Annotated in this window: 12 protein-coding genes; 5 read left to right on the forward strand and 7 right to left on the reverse strand. The window is 53.8% G+C overall.

What is annotated here, in order from left to right; genetic code table 11:
* Window positions 1-151: 151 nt before the first annotated feature.
* The 3 genes from GXX95_00775 to GXX95_00785 all read left to right on the forward strand — a co-directional run bounded on the left by GXX95_00775 (window position 152) and on the right by GXX95_00785 (window position 4618).
* On the forward strand, window positions 152-1045 hold the full coding sequence (locus tag GXX95_00775) for a hypothetical protein (protein ID NLT36681.1): 894 nt from the start codon (window positions 152-154) through the stop codon (window positions 1043-1045).
* A 9-nt stretch (window positions 1046-1054) separates the two neighbouring features.
* The gene (locus GXX95_00780) at window positions 1055-2197 is read left to right on the forward strand and encodes a fibronectin type III domain-containing protein (protein ID NLT36682.1); all 1143 of its coding nucleotides are present in this window, start codon (window positions 1055-1057) and stop codon (window positions 2195-2197) included.
* Between the two features lie 126 nt (window positions 2198-2323).
* Window positions 2324-4618, forward strand: a complete 2295-nt coding sequence (locus GXX95_00785; GenBank protein NLT36683.1) for a fibronectin type III domain-containing protein — start codon at window positions 2324-2326, stop codon at window positions 4616-4618.
* A 1276-nt stretch (window positions 4619-5894) separates the two neighbouring features.
* On the opposite strand, the gene GXX95_00790 is transcribed toward GXX95_00785, so the two are convergent.
* Entirely contained in the window at window positions 5895-6140 is a 246-nt protein-coding gene (locus tag GXX95_00790; protein NLT36684.1) for a hypothetical protein, read from the reverse strand.
* Between the two features lie 61 nt (window positions 6141-6201).
* Here GXX95_00790 and GXX95_00795 point away from each other — a divergent pair, with 61 nt between their 5' ends.
* On the forward strand, window positions 6202-6561 hold the full coding sequence (locus tag GXX95_00795) for a hypothetical protein (GenBank protein ID NLT36685.1): 360 nt from the start codon (window positions 6202-6204) through the stop codon (window positions 6559-6561).
* Between the two features lie 597 nt (window positions 6562-7158).
* A complete protein-coding gene (locus tag GXX95_00800; protein NLT36686.1) occupies window positions 7159-7821 on the forward strand; it encodes a hypothetical protein in 663 nt (220 codons plus the stop codon).
* A 198-nt stretch (window positions 7822-8019) separates the two neighbouring features.
* On the opposite strand, the gene GXX95_00805 is transcribed toward GXX95_00800, so the two are convergent.
* The 6 genes from GXX95_00805 to GXX95_00830 form a co-directional block, all read right to left on the reverse strand.
* On the reverse strand, window positions 8020-8805 hold the full coding sequence (locus GXX95_00805) for an ABC transporter permease (protein NLT36687.1): 786 nt from the start codon (window positions 8803-8805) through the stop codon (window positions 8020-8022).
* Window positions 8802-9821, reverse strand: coding sequence for an ATP-binding cassette domain-containing protein (locus tag GXX95_00810; protein ID NLT36688.1), 1020 nt, complete (start codon window positions 9819-9821; stop codon window positions 8802-8804). Before GXX95_00810 ends, GXX95_00805 begins: the two co-directional genes overlap by 4 nt.
* Window positions 9822-10741: 920 nt before the next feature.
* Window positions 10742-11344 (reverse strand): YraN family protein, encoded by a 603-nt coding sequence (locus tag GXX95_00815; GenBank protein ID NLT36689.1) that lies wholly within the window; start codon window positions 11342-11344, stop codon window positions 10742-10744.
* A 180-nt stretch (window positions 11345-11524) separates the two neighbouring features.
* Entirely contained in the window at window positions 11525-12610 is a 1086-nt protein-coding gene (locus tag GXX95_00820) for a hypothetical protein (protein NLT36690.1), read from the reverse strand.
* A 261-nt stretch (window positions 12611-12871) separates the two neighbouring features.
* Complete coding sequence (locus tag GXX95_00825; protein ID NLT36691.1) at window positions 12872-13477, reverse strand: acetate uptake transporter; 606 nt, start codon at window positions 13475-13477, stop codon at window positions 12872-12874.
* Window positions 13478-13548: 71 nt separating this feature from the next.
* Window positions 13549-14643, reverse strand: a complete 1095-nt coding sequence (locus GXX95_00830; protein ID NLT36692.1) for a hypothetical protein — start codon at window positions 14641-14643, stop codon at window positions 13549-13551.

Consider the following 14643-nt stretch of genomic DNA (forward strand, 5'->3'; position numbering starts at 1 on the left):
AGGGTCAACAACTAAAGGTTCGATTTTTCTCGTAGATTAGAGCGCTCATCCTTTTATTCTATGGATTGATAATGTTTTGATTCTGTCGAGGGAACTCTAAACAGAGTCATAGGGGAGAGGAAAAATGAGGCATAATAGGGAATGTGCTGTCTTGTTTTTGGCACTAATGATGGCCATCTCGGCAGGTGCGTCCATCGTTGTGTCCATACCTGGAACGGCAGAGGCTGCGGATGCGGGGGACCCATCGATCCTGACGATCGACTCCGTGGGGGACGTTGGCGAGCGGAGCTCGATAGCCATCGATTCAAAGGGTTACGTCCACATCTGCTACTATGATTACGACAATGGGGACCTAATATGGGCCACCAATGTGAGCGATTCGTGGGCCAAGTGGATCATCGACACCGAGGGAGATGTAGGCTACAATCCCTCGATCGCGATAGATTCACAGGATAACGTCCATATAAGCTACTACGACGCCACCAACATGGACCTGGACTATGCTACCAATGTAGGTGGTTCGTGGAACCGCTGGATAGTCGACGGCGATGGGGATGTGGGGGTGGACTCGGCTATCGCCATCGACTCTCAGGACAATGTCCACATCAGCTACTGGGACTATACGAACGAGACTCTTAGATATGCCACCAATTCTGGGGGTCCATGGAGCATAGATATCATCGACAGCGAGGTGGCGGTCGGCTACCATTCGGCGATCGCCATCGACTCCAAGGATGGCGTCCACATCAGCTACTATGACGCCGATAACATGGACCTGAGGTACGCCAACAACACTGCAGGTACATGGCAGAAGTTCATCGTGGATCCAGAGGGGGATACGGGGTACGACTCCTCTATCGCCATCGACTCCAAGGACGGGATCCACATAAGCTACAGTGACGCCGAGAACGGGGACCTCCTGTACGCGACCAATTCCGAGGGCGATTGGAAGCTCTATATTATGGAGGATACGGTAGAGGTGGGATATCACTCCTCCATAGCCATAGATTCGCTTGACCAGTTCCACATCAGCTACTATAGCTAAGAGGAGGGGGTGCTCTGCTATGTTACCAACCCAGGCGGAGAACCAAGCTACTGGGTGATCGACAGCGAGGGTGATGTGGGAGAAGACTCGGCCATCGCCATCGGTCCTGATGACGGGGTCCACATCAGCTACTACGACTATATCAATGGGGACCTCAAGTATGCCACCTTCTCATCGGTGGGGTCGCCATCTCTTGGGCCTCCGATCGGACTGACCGCTACCCCAGGGCTCGGTCAGGTCCAGCTCGATTGGACCGCCCCGATGAATGATGGAGGTTCGGAGGTGGACCACTACGTGGTCTATCAGAACGGGACTGCCGTGACGACGGTGACGAACACCACCGTGGTCATTGACGGCCTCATCAACGGCGTCAGCTATGATTTCGCCGTAGCCGCCAACAACTCTCTGGGGGAGGGTCCGGTCAGCGGAACGGTGAGCGCCACGCCCTCAGCGATGCCATCACCCCAATACACGGTTCCGGGAGCTCCTGACCAGCTGAACGTCACACCCGGAAGCGGTCAGGTGCAGCTCTCGTGGAACGAGCCTGCGAGCGCCGGTGGTGCGTCGATAACCGGCTACGTGCTCTACTGGAGCCTGAACCCGCACGCGGACTTCAAAAGCATACCGGTCCAGGGAACGAGCTTCCTGCACACCGGCCTGCAGGGCGGTGAGACGTACTACTACTATGTCACCGCCCAGAACCAGGTAGGCGAGGGCGAGCCCAGCGGCCAGGTGAACGCGACTCTGGTGAATGAGACCATGGTCCCGTCGGAGCCCACGAACCTCACCGCCGGCGTGGTCGGCGGCGACATCAAGCTAACGTGGGATGCGCCCTCGGACGACGGAGGCTCACCGGTGATCGAGTACACCGTCTACCGTGGGAACGACTCAGCAAACATGACGCAGGTCGCGACCGTCACTGACACCACGTTCGTGGACACCAACGTGAGCGAGGGCGTCGATCACTTCTATCAGGTCAACGCCAAGAACGCCAACGGCCTGGGGCAGTCGTCGAGCAAGGTGACCGCGTCGGTTGGCGGCACCACCGGTACGAGCATCCCGCTGGAGTACGTGGCGGTGGCCGGCGTGGGAGGAGCGGCAGTGATCGGAGCGGCAGCGGTAATGCTCAGCAGGAAGAGGAGGGCACCATAGGAGAGAGACCTCCAGAAGAGACAACTCTACACCCGCTTCAATCCTTTTCAATTCTTTTTTTCCTTTTTTACAAAAAGAAACACTTTGGCATAATGGTGTGCATAGATCCAGGGAGGGAGAAGTACGATGGCACGGGAGGTCTTGGTCCTCACATTCACAATGGCAATCATCATCACCACGGTCGGTCCGATGCTCATAGTCTCAATGGACGTCGTGTCAGGGTATCAGCAGAGCGATTACAACTTCGAGGTGAGGGACGGCGAGGTCACCGTGACCAGGTACACCGGCAGCGCCAGTTCTGTAGAGGTCCCGAGCGAGCTAGGGGGATACCCGGTGGTAGGCATCGGGTTCTACTCCTTCAAGGAAACCAAGGTGACATCTGTAGTCATTCCCAAAGGCGTCACATGGATCGGGGACGATGCGTTCTACAACTGCATCGACCTCACTTCAGTGGCCATACCGGACACTGTAACGTTCGTTGGGGACTACACGTTCTTTCAATGCTCCTCCCTGCAGTCAATAACGATCCCTGAAAACGTGACCAGTATAGACAACGGGACCTTTCGTGGCTGCTCCGCCTTGAACTCCGTGATCATCCCGGGCAATGTGACATACATCGGAAACCTCGCTTTCTCCAACTGCATCGGTCTGACACAGATGACTATACCCCAGAGCGTCACGTGGATCGGCTATATGGCCTTTGACGGCTGCCGCTCCCTGACCGACATCGATGTGGAGGTAGGCAATCCGAACTATACTAGCGTTGAAGGCGTGGTGTACAACAAGAACCTCAGCGTGCTATCCGTATGTCCCGGAGGAAAGAGCGGATCGTTCACCGTCCCTCACGGGGTGTCCACCATCGGGTACAGGGCTTTCTTCCAGTGCTCCGCTCTGACCTCCGTGAACATCTCTGGAAGCGTGACGGGCATCTATAACTTCGCGTTCGAGGAGTGTTCGCTCACATCGGTGGACATTCCTGACAGCGTGACTAGCATTGCCTTGGGGGCGTTCAAGAACTGCCGCAATCTGACGTCGGTGAACATTCCGGACAGCGTCACGAGCATAGCGGACGGTGTGTTCTACGGCTGTTCCGCCCTAACTTCGGTGAACTTGCCGGTCAGCTTGAATTTCATAGAGGACCATGCGTTCTTAGGCTGCGGGTCCCTGACGTCCATCACGATCCCTGAGAGCGTCACATCCATAGGGTATTCCGCATTCGCCATGTCCGGCCTGACCTCGATAACCGTACCGGACAGCGTCGTTCACATGGGGTACGATGCGTTCAACGAGTGCCCTCTGACGACGGTATCAATTGGACAGGGAATGGAGGCGATACCGAACGGCACGTTCGCCAAGTGCAGTTCACTGAGCACGATCACCATCCCCACCGGCGTCACTACCATCGGAGGATGGGCGTTCTCCGAGAGCGGCCTAACCTCAATATCTTTACCTGAGGGCTTAACACACATCGGGGAGGGGGCTTTCAGCTACTGCCCTCTTGAATCGATATCCATCCCTTACGCCGTTACCTACATCGGAGAGGCGGCGTTCCTAGGCTGTCCGTCCCTGACCTACTTAGTCATTCCAGAGGGAGTGACGTCCATCGAGGGGTACACGTTCTGGAACTGTTCCTCACTTAGCCACTTATTCATTCCGGAGAATGTCACTACCGTCGGATATGGCGCGTTCGCCTACTGCGGGTCCCTGAACGCTCTAAACATCCCCGACAACGTAACGGATATCGGAGGTTACGCCCTTTACGAGAGCGGTCTGACATCGGTGACGCTGGGGAGCGGTCTAAAGTCCATAGGGGACATGGCGTTCTCTGGCTGCATCGATCTGACCTCTATCTCCTTTTTGGGTTCGGTCGCACCAACCCAGATCGGTCAGAACTGGATCAATAACACATCGGCGGAGATAAGGGGTCATGCGTTCGCGGCCTCAGATTTCCCTTCGCCGGGAGAGGTGTGGCATGGGTTGACCATGGGCGACAACATCGAGAGGCTCTCACCTCCCAGCGAGCCTTCCGGTCTGACCGCGGTCCCCGGTGATGCTGATGTTACCCTGACATGGAACGATACGATGGCCGACGGAGGCTCACCGACGATCGGATATCACATCTACTGGAGCACAGAGATCGATGGTGATGTTGCAGTCATTACCACCAACAGCACGAACTATACCCATCAGGGACTTGACGAAGGGAGCACCTACCATTACCAGGTCAGCGCCTTCAACTCGAACGGTGAGAGTGAGCGAAGCAGCATCGTGAACGTTACGTTGTCCACAACATCTGCTCCGTCAACACCAGCACCGTTCTTGAATACCATCGAGGGTCAAGTTGCGCTTGCCGGTCTGGTGATCCTCAGCGCGGGGGTCGGGACGCTCTCACTGTGGCGATGGAGGCGTCATGGTCATTGAATTTATCCCTAATGTCAATCCATTTGAGTGAGATGGTGCTGACTCCGGGCAGATCGTCCTTCACCACTGTGGTCAGCCTAAATGGCGTGGATGCAGTTAGGCATCCTAGAGTTCATTCGTGAACTAGACCATCGTGCTCAGAGACCAGATCAAGTTCAGGACCTTCTCTTGTGACGAGTTTTTCCAGTAAGTCATTATGAATGCTTTCTCGACCGGTCGGAGAGTATCAAGCTCATGACCTGATCTTAGAAGGAGGCGGGTTCTTCTATTTTTTTTATGTTTCCTCAGGGCCTTTCGAGGTCATGTCCTCAGAACGGGACTGGACAGGCGCCTCCCAGTTAACTCAGGAAGGGACATTGATGGAAGTTGGATGTTTGAAACTGGATTTATAGGTGAGGATGTGAGACAGAGAGGTATTGACATGAAATGTCCGGAATGTGGGGAGTACAAATTCGGCAACCCTGGTGGGAGCAGCGATAGATGGTGTCCGAAGTGTGGAACTAGGATGAGAACCCTACCGGTCAAGAGATCGGAAGACCGACAATGCCATAGTGGTATGCGATTCAGTTTGGGAGATTTCGAGGATCGTCATTTTAAAATTAAGAATAGAGTTGTGAGATGACGAGACCAATTTGGACGGTTTGAAGAACATCCGAGAGCGGACCGGTCGTACGCTCTCCGACCATTTCCTAAAAAATTCGGTCACCAAGGGACGACATTAATTAGGATCTCCAAACAGATTGAAGTTTTACTCAAAGAGATCGTATTAGAGCCCGACCTGACGGCATCTTCGGTAAGGCCTATTGCCTTGATAGAGTTGATCAAGAAATCATATGCTGTCACCTCGATACCTCCATATTCAGGATCTAAAGTATCTGATCCAACCCACTTCTAAACCGGCCCTTTGAAATTATCTCAGATTGAGTATATCTTATCGCGGATCAGGATTGAATACAGGTGGTATCAATTATGATAGCCAGATTTTATTGTTTTTCATAATTTTTTTTCAATAGATATATATAATTTAACCTGCAAATATCATTATCAAATCTAACTATCAGGAATCAAAATCAGGAGAATAGAAGATGAGAAAGAAGGCAGTACTAAGCGTAACAGTAACGATGATGCTGATGTTCAGCATGGCCGCCGTCTATGTTTTTAGCTCCCCCGGTCCCAATCCGGAGGGTCTGGTCGTTGGCCCGCTGCCGAACATCACCACGACCGACGACACGCCCAGCCCTGTGAGCGAAGAGAAGGCCATAAACAACTTTGACAGCTACAGCGGCGACGCCGAAGACCAGGGATCGACAGAGGGCGATGATTGCGAGGTCCCACCCGAGGATGAGTGCGGGAACAGCGACCCATGTGATCCCTGCAACCCTTGCGACCCTTGCAACCCATGTGATCCCTGCAACCCTTGCGACCCTTGCAACCCATGTGATCCCTGCAACCCTTGCGACCCTTGCAACCCATGTGATCCCTGCAACCCTTGCGACCCCTGCGATGATGAGTGCGGATGCACTTACACCATCGGCTACTGGAAGAACCACGCTGGCATTGGGCATGGTAACCAGGCCGACCTCGTGACCCCGCTGATCGCATCGGCCGGTGGGGTCATCTGGCTGGGAGACAAGGACGGCACAAAGAGCGTTCAGGTGAGCACTGCCGCCGAGGCTAAGAACATCCTCGACCGCCAGGGCGTCTCCTCCAACGGGATCAACCGCCTCTACGCTCAACTGCTCGCCGCCAAGCTAAACATACTGAACGGAGCAGGCGACAACGCTGTGGATGAGACCATCGCCGCTACTGAAGCGTTCCTCGCGGAGCATGGGTCCGCGGACTGGGATGGACTAAGCTCAGAGGATCAGCAGAAGGTCAACGAATGGAAGGATGTGCTGGACAACTACAACAATGGGCTCATTGGACCGGGCCATTGCGACTGATGGCACAAACCTCTTCCTAATTTTTTTATTACTTTTTGCACTGGTGTCACCTGTTCACATCATTTTTCTCTCACAGGGACTAAAGACTTTTTTCTGATAAGCTGGCAAAAGGCGAGCTTAACAAGGAGAAATGCAGCAAGGAAAACAACAGAGCCCTGGCCAGCTACTGCCCTTGGGGAGGTGAAGTAGAGGTGAACAGATGATCGCAAGACCCATCCATCACTTTCCTGGCAACAGGGCAATGAATGAACAACGATTATCTATAAAAAGAATTTTCCTAATTGATCAGATGGGGCACCACTCTCAGGTCATGTCTGCAAAGTGAAATAGGCCGTCGCCGCGCTCGCGTTGCCGATGACGTCCACTACCTGCACCGTTACGGCATGTGCTCTAGCGTTCACTTACAATGTCGAGGCGCCCTACTCGATGAGGTTCGCATATTATGAGGCTCGCATGAAACTGCCGCGTAGGCGACCTTTCTCCAACCGCTCTCGAGGATGAGGCGGGATTAAATATGATGAGGTGCTGGCCGAGAGGCCGGGCTGTCCGAGCCGGTGCGTGGTCCACATCCACGAGAGCAACACGGAATGATCCACTATGATATCTGTCAAGGTCTGTAGGAAGTGCGACAAGCAGTATCCGTCCAATATCATGTTCTGCCCCGACTGCGGAAGCCTCATAATGAAGATTAAGGAACCGGAGCCCGAGCCTCGGCCAAAGGCGGTTAAGGTGAAGCGCGCCCCCATGGTCGCGCCCACCATCAGGGAGGAGCCGAGACCTCGGCCTCCCAAGGTACGAACGGAGCACACCCGGGACGACTTCTTCAGGGCTTTGGCCGAGAACTCCATCCCCCAGGAGGACCTCGAGACCATCAGGGAACTGATGGCGTGGTCAGAGGGACTCGCATGCTCGGTGTCCTTCGGTGACAGCGTCACCGACTATGGAAGGATGGTCTTCCGGCCGGCGGTGCGCCTGGGCGAGAGAGAGGTCAGCCTTTTCTGCGTCGGCACCAACGGCGGAATCGACATCCACTTCAAGGATTGGGTCGACCTGCCTCCGTTCGACTCCCGCGAGAAGAGGATGGAGATGCTCAGCATGCTAAACCGGATCAAGGGTGTGAAGATACCGGAGGCCAGGATAATCGAGCGCCCTCCGATGCCGGTCAGGGCGCTGAGGGACAAGGATGGCCTTGACAGGTTCGTCGGTACCTACCGCTGGTTCCTGGAGATGGCCGGCGGGCAGTGCGGCTCCAGCGCCTAATGAGATGAACATCACCGCAACGGGCTCTTTGAGCGAGCATCTGCGATGGTCCTGGCAGCACCCCATCCACTTTTTTTTCGACGAGCCACCAAATCACTTCCCGGTGAGCTGACCGGTCATTTCTATTTTTCCAATGGTGCACAACATCGACCACCCCCCCCTTCTCAGTTAAGGACCAACATGTTCCGCACCGCTCCGTCATCGAGAGACAGCCCTCCTGAAGAGGGCGATGCTCGCTCCCAAGCTGACAATCCCAATTAAAATTATGACGATAATGGCGTTGCCGATCGACTCCCACTCAAAGCCGCGGATAATCAACCCCTGAATCGCATTGGCAATATAGGATATGGGATTGACAGCTGCGACTGTTTGCACCCAATTTGGAAGTAGCTCTTTAGGCATGACCGCCGTGGAGAGGAACAGCAGTGGAAAGGTGGTCAGCAAACCTACCGATAGAGTCGTCTCGGTGCTCTTGGTCCGAAGACCGACGAACAGAGAGATGCCAGACCATGCTATGCCAAAGGCCATCGCAAGAAGAAGTAACAACGCTATTCCGACCACTCCGGTAGCGATGTTCACCCCGACGATCAAGGCCAATGCAACAATGATGCCTACCTGTATCAAAATGCTGATGCCATCGCTTAATACCTTGCCGAGCAGGATCGAGGACTTGCGGATGGGTGCGACCTTCATCTTATCCAGATAGCCGCTGTCCAGGTCGTTGACCATACCGATCCCGGACTGCAACGCCGACGACGCCACGGTCTGGATGATGACAGCCGCGGTGAAGAAGGTGATGTAGTTGTTGGTACCCGTGATCTGCTCAAAGTCTGGTATGTTACCTATGGCCGAGAAGGCCTGGGTGAACAGCAAGAACCACACCAGCGGTTGGATCAGGGAGAAGAACAGGTAGATAGGCTTCCTCCGCAGCTTTATTATCCACCTATAGAAGACCACCCCGATCTCAGAGACCCATTCCATCATAATCGGGCTCGCCTCCTGCGCTTGCTCATCAGATCACCGTTCGCCTTCTCGCTCACCTTAAGCGTTTTGCCGGTGAGGCTGAGGAACACATCATCGAGGGTAGGTGTGGAGAGGGTCAACTTACCCACCTCAACGCTCGCGGCATCCAATGCCCTGACGACCTGTGGCATGATCGAGGAACCGTCCCCAATCGTCAGCACCAGCCCATTCTCGCATATGTCATCGAGCTGGCACTCCCGGATTTCCTTTATGCCGGTAATGGAACCCAGGGCATTTTTAGCCCGCTCGAGCACCGCAGCATCATACTCCCGGAGGCTCATCGTGATGGTGTCCGCCCCTATCTTGGCCTTTAGCTCCTCTGGTGCTCCCTCCGCCACAATCCTGCCCTCATCGATTATGCACAGCCGGTCAGCCAGCTGATCGGCCTCCTCCATGTACTGGGTGGTGAGGAAAATCGTGGTGCCCTTCTTGTTCAGCCCCCGAATATAGTCCCAGAGCTCCTTGCGGCTCTTAGGGTCCAGTCCGGTCGTCGGCTCGTCCAGGAAAAGTATCCTGGGATCGGACACTAACGCCGTGGCGAGGTCTAGGCGCTTTCTCATTCCTCCAGAGTATGTCGATAGCTTCCTATCCCCGGCCTCCACAAGATTGACGGTCCTTAGCAGATCCTCCACTTTTTCCCGTGACTTCTCTTTAGGGATGTGGTAGTACCGGCACTGGATGAAGAGGTTCTCCCGTGCCGTAAGGTCGTTATCGACGCCGACCTCCTGGGACGCGTAGCCGATGATGCGTCTAACCTCATCGGCTTGCGCGTCCAGGTCCAAGCCGTCGATGGTAATCGTTCCGGAGCCCTTCCCGATCAGGGTGGTCAGGATCTTGATGGTGGTGGATTTCCCTGCTCCGTTGGGGCCGAGGAATCCAAATATCTCCCCTCGTCCAACATCGAAGGAGATGTTTTCGACCGCCTTGATGTCCCCAAAGGATTTCACTAGCTCTCTGACCTCGATGATGGTATCCATCGGACGGCCTCAACCCCTCCTTTTCCTTTTGTTCACCAATGGTCTTTGATATAACTGTTATGATTTTTATCCCAACGATGCGGTGAGAGAGTCTCCACCCTGAGGACGGGGGCTCCAAAGGTTCCATCGATCCGCTCGAGGTTCTCCGCACCATCAACTATCTTGGTCACCTTCACTGGTAGTTAAAGACGACAAATGATGGCCGTGCATTTTTTGCTCTGTGGAGCCTGCTTCCGCTAGCCAGGTTGCTGTCGAACAAGAGCATTATGAGGGCCTGCATGTTTTGTCCCGCAGGCCTAGAAGCCACAGAGGCCTGATCATATCCCCTCGTTAATTCGGAAAATCCGCAACCGATCGTTTGTTATTCACGTGCCGGTCGTTCTTCAATCTCATCATTATTGGCCGTCCGACGGAGTCGTAAGTTTTTAGGAACTCAACGGGGTCCTCTGCATACTTTTTATAAAAATTCACAGCGATTGTTCGACGGATGTGAGCATATCGTTTGGTTATCTCGAAAGCGAATGTTTCTTCGTATCCTGGACGACCTTTCTTGGACCGGCCTCATGGACATGCTTCGGTGAAATGAGGTAGTTGGTTTCGAGATTCTTGTAAGTAGCACCGGCGGCTACCCAAAGATCATCGGCATTGCGATAATAATCCTTGGCGACTGTCAACGTGAGTAGAAGGACATGTTCCAACGAGCCCTTTTCACACCTTTGACATTGCATCATCTGGCATTTCGGTTCGATCGTGGATCCCGGTGGAGGTGAACAGGGAAAATAATTCGGGGGCATTGGTCCTTCGCGTTCGACATCGATGGTAAGTGCCAACGATAGCTCTCATTTAACCTATTGATCCTCAAATATCTAGCAAATAAAAAAATCAAAATGTATGGCAAACACAGGAAATGCCAAATCTGGTTAGGTTCTCTCAAAGAAGGTGACCGCGAAGTCGCAGAAGTCGATGATGGTCTGCCTATCGAGCTTGAACTCCTTTCGATAACCAAGATAGTTCTTCGACGAGGGAGATATCTCCATTCCAGCTTTGAGCTCCCAGAAGGAGATGCATTTTATGTGTTTCTTCGAGACTATTACGAAGTAGGTGTTCTCATATGGATAGTTGGATGGTAGATCCGCTATGCTGTACTCTTCGCTGGAGCGATATTTGACCTCGATGAAATAGACCTTATCGCCTCGTTGTACAACGAAATCAGGCATCAATCGGATATTATCGGCCACATCGTTCCTCATGCCCTTGAGCAGATCCAAAATGCCTGGAACGGTGTTCTCCATTCCGTACCTGAACACGTTGTATCCCAGAGATAGGAAGAGCTCCTCTATGAGGGTCTCAGCGATCCTGCCTTTGATCATGTTGTATCGGAAGTTAAGCTCCTCCCCAGAGAGCCCATTTTCTTCCTGAGAGGTGACTGATTCTTTCTTCGACCCTTTCGATCTGAAACAACTGAGGCAGAGATCATGATGTCCATTAAGGGTCTCTGAACCGCATACCCTGCAGGAAGTCATGAATATTATAATTAAATTATAACGATAAAACTACGCTGGAGATTATCAAGAAACGTTCTCTCAGTATAGCATTCGTAACAGATCATGTCATACTGATCGAAAGCTCATATCCGCACGTTCGAATAAGGTGGTTATTGATATACATTATCGATTTATGCTCCCAATAATCATTCTAATCGTTCAATGTCTCTTCCATTCCGGCCCTTCGGCGAAATCGCGTGCCGCTCTCACCATGGCGTGAACATTCACCGGAGAGCTCAGTGCAGGGAGTTCACAGCCCGGAGCGACCATGTATCCCTTGGGACAGCGGTTAGCCGCCATCCTCAATTTAGTCATGGCCTTATTGTAGATCCAATCCACGTCACCTAGCGTGAATTGGATGCACTCGATATTGCCAATGATCATAGCGTCCTTGCTAAACCTGGAGACACCCGTCTCCAGGGGAGTACGAAAGTCGAAGCTGGTGGCGAAGGTCCCCGGCATCTGGGCCCAATACTCGATGTTCTTGGTCTGATTTCCACATGGATGAGAGATGAATTTGGTAGCACCGGCTTTCATTGCCTTTCGGCGGTATGACATCATGGGAGGCAAAGCGAACTTTTCGAACTGCTTAGACGTGATGAGGTCGTTGGAGTCACTAGGCCCGCCATCAAAGAAGTAGATGTCCCCGACATGGGTCAAGGCATATTTCACCAGCTCGACCTGGAACTCGCTGACCTTGTCCAAAAGTTTCTTGGCAAGATCAGGTTCGTTCTGCAGCCAAATGAGTAGGGTATCAAGACCGACGATGTTACCGGCCCATGTGAACGTGTCGCCTGTCACCAGGATGGGGTTCCTATACCCTTTCGGGTAAGAGTCCATGACGAACTTCGCACCTGCAATTTCTTTGGGGATATCTCCCGCCTTGTGCGGGTCAGGGACCTCCAGCTTGTCGACATCCTCCGGTTTGTTCACCGGCCTCCGTGTTATAACGGGAAAGAGTGCCCGGGAGTTGCTGCGAGGGTACGATAGTCTGCCGCCGAACTCCTTGACCGCGAACGCTGGGTGTCCGAACAACGGCCCCGAATCGAAGCCCAGCATCTGCTGTACGCTATGAAAGGCCTTAGCGTATCGGATCGGATATTCATAGCACTCTCCGATCGTCAGGTTCCCGGTCATCTTGGGTATGAAGCCGGTGGCCAGAACGAAAGCTCCAGGGCGGTCGGCGAAGCCTGTTTCATGGAGTGATTCCATTCGCTCCGATGGTGTCATTTTCTCGTGGAACATCTAGGACTCTCCTGGGCGGTTCAGCCGAGGTTCCCCAAACAACATCTTTCGATCGATGCTCCCCATACCTCGCCCAATGTTGGAATTCTGCATAAGTTTAGAGGTATTTCATCGTTGTTAATTTCCCACTCCGTCGATCGTGCGTCCCATGATCATTGATGTATGGAGAGGGCGGGGGACGCGGTGCCCCCTAAGAGGTTTAGAGGAGGGTGGGAAAGGAGGAACCCTCGTTCTTCATGTTAGATCTCATTCCGATCGGCCTTATTTCTTCACCTCGCACATCATGAGGGGGAGAGCCATTTTGCCGTACACTGTGTTCAGGGTAATGGCGCATCCAGTGTACAGGGCGAGCACACCGACGAACATTCCCCAGATGCCCCAGACCAGTTGCAGGGTGTCACCGCCAAGAACTGCATGGAGGCCTACCATGAAGAAAAGCAGAGAGGCGGAGAAGATGGTGATGCTCAGGAGACGGCAGGGCATCTTCAAGGTGATGAATCCGAGCACTCCTACAAAGGATGCGAACACCATCAGGAACGCCGCCACCTCACTCGCCGTCGGCGCCGGTATTATGCCAGTACCGGGCAGCAGGGAAAAGCTGGAGAAGGCCCACACGAACACCGCTATCGCTCCGAAGGCGAACAGGGTGAACATCTCTCCTCTCCTGTACCCTATGAACGAGACGAACAAGAAGCCAAACCCTGAGAAGAAGACGGTAAGGAGGACCATTCCACCCATCGGAACGACGTTAAAGGCGGTAAGGGCCAGCAGTACGGTCACCCATCCCAGCAGCATCGAGCCAAGCGCGTCCGGGCTTGCAGTTGTGTCTACCAATCTGACGTTAGTTTCCACTACATTTTCGACCATTTTGATACCTCAAGTCCATTTATTTTTTACAAAATAAAAAAATGATGGAGGGACCAACGGTCCCTCGATGCTCACCGCGGACGCCTCTCCTGCCACTCTTTGCTTTGGGCATAGTCCCTGGTGGCCTGAAGCATAGCACCAACATGTAGAGCTGGGGTGTCGGTCGGTATCTCGCAGCCGGGGCCGACCATGTAGCCATGCGGACAGTTGGTGGCGGCGATCTTCATGTAATCCATGGTGGTCTTGTAGATGTAGTCGTAGTCGCTGTACTGGAACTTTGCTGGTTCGATGTTCCCGATGATCATTGACTTCGGGCCGAACACCTTGACCACCTTCTCCAATGGAGTGCGGAAATCGAAGTTGACGGCAAAGTTACCTGGCGCTTCAGCCCACATCTCTATGTTCCCGTTCTGATCGCCACAGGGATGGCACAGGAATCCGGGAATACCGGCCTTTAGCGCTCCCTCGCGGACCTTCTTCAGGTAGGGCAGGGCAAAGGTCTCGAACTGCTTGGGGCTGATGAGATCATTGGCCTCGGTCGGGCCACCGTCGAACAGCATTATCGGACCAACGTTGGCGACGATGTACTTGGCCTTCTCGATGAGGAACTCGCTCATCCTGTCCATGACCTTGTGGACCAGATCCGGCTCTTCGATCATCCACAGCAGCATCTGCTCCACGCCGATGGCGTTCCCTCCCAGGGAGAAGGGCGAACCACAAACGATGGACGGACCATTGAAGCCTGCAGGATAGTTCTCCACGACCCAGTTCGCGCCCTTGCATTCGGAGACCACTTCCTTGACCTTAGAGATCTCGGGCACCTCCATGGCGTCGACCTTCTCTGGAGTGTCGATTGGATGCTTCCTCACCATCGGCGACTGTGCTCTCGAGTTCGGAGCTGGATAGCTCAGCTCGCCGCCGAACTCGGCCGCACCTAGCGAGGCATGGCCGAACATGGGGCCAGAATCGAACCCAAGCGTCTGCTGCACTCGAATATACGCCCTGGCAAACTTTTCTGGGTCCAGGTAGCACTCCCCGATGCTGAGCCCAGGGGTCATCTTGGCGATCAGGCCCATAGCGAATGTACCCGCTCCGGGACGATCCGCCCAGCCGGTTCCATAGAGAGAGCCTAGCCTCTCCCCTGGCGTCATTGACTCGGACCACAT

The sequence above is a fragment of the Methanomassiliicoccus sp. genome (genome assembly GCA_012719175.1).
Classification (GTDB): domain Archaea; phylum Thermoplasmatota; class Thermoplasmata; order Methanomassiliicoccales; family Methanomassiliicoccaceae; genus UBA6.

What these genes read in the sequence shown, in the direction of transcription:
- GXX95_00805 (NLT36687.1), bottom strand. Translation starts at nt 8,805, where the DNA reads ATGATGGAATGGGTCTCTGAGATCGGGGTGGTCTTCTATAGGTGGATA.
- GXX95_00810 (NLT36688.1), bottom strand. Translation starts at nt 9,821, where the DNA reads ATGGATACCATCATCGAGGTCAGAGAGCTAGTGAAATCCTTTGGGGAC.
- GXX95_00820 (NLT36690.1), bottom strand. Translation starts at nt 12,610, where the DNA reads ATGTTCCACGAGAAAATGACACCATCGGAGCGAATGGAATCACTCCAT.
- GXX95_00800 (NLT36686.1), top strand. Translation starts at nt 7,159, where the DNA reads ATGATATCTGTCAAGGTCTGTAGGAAGTGCGACAAGCAGTATCCGTCC.
- GXX95_00825 (NLT36691.1), bottom strand. Translation starts at nt 13,477, where the DNA reads ATGGTCGAAAATGTAGTGGAAACTAACGTCAGATTGGTAGACACAACT.
- GXX95_00815 (NLT36689.1), bottom strand. Translation starts at nt 11,344, where the DNA reads ATGACTTCCTGCAGGGTATGCGGTTCAGAGACCCTTAATGGACATCAT.
- GXX95_00785 (NLT36683.1), top strand. Translation starts at nt 2,324, where the DNA reads ATGGCACGGGAGGTCTTGGTCCTCACATTCACAATGGCAATCATCATC.
- GXX95_00830 (NLT36692.1), bottom strand. Translation starts at nt 14,643, where the DNA reads ATGTGGTCCGAGTCAATGACGCCAGGGGAGAGGCTAGGCTCTCTCTAT.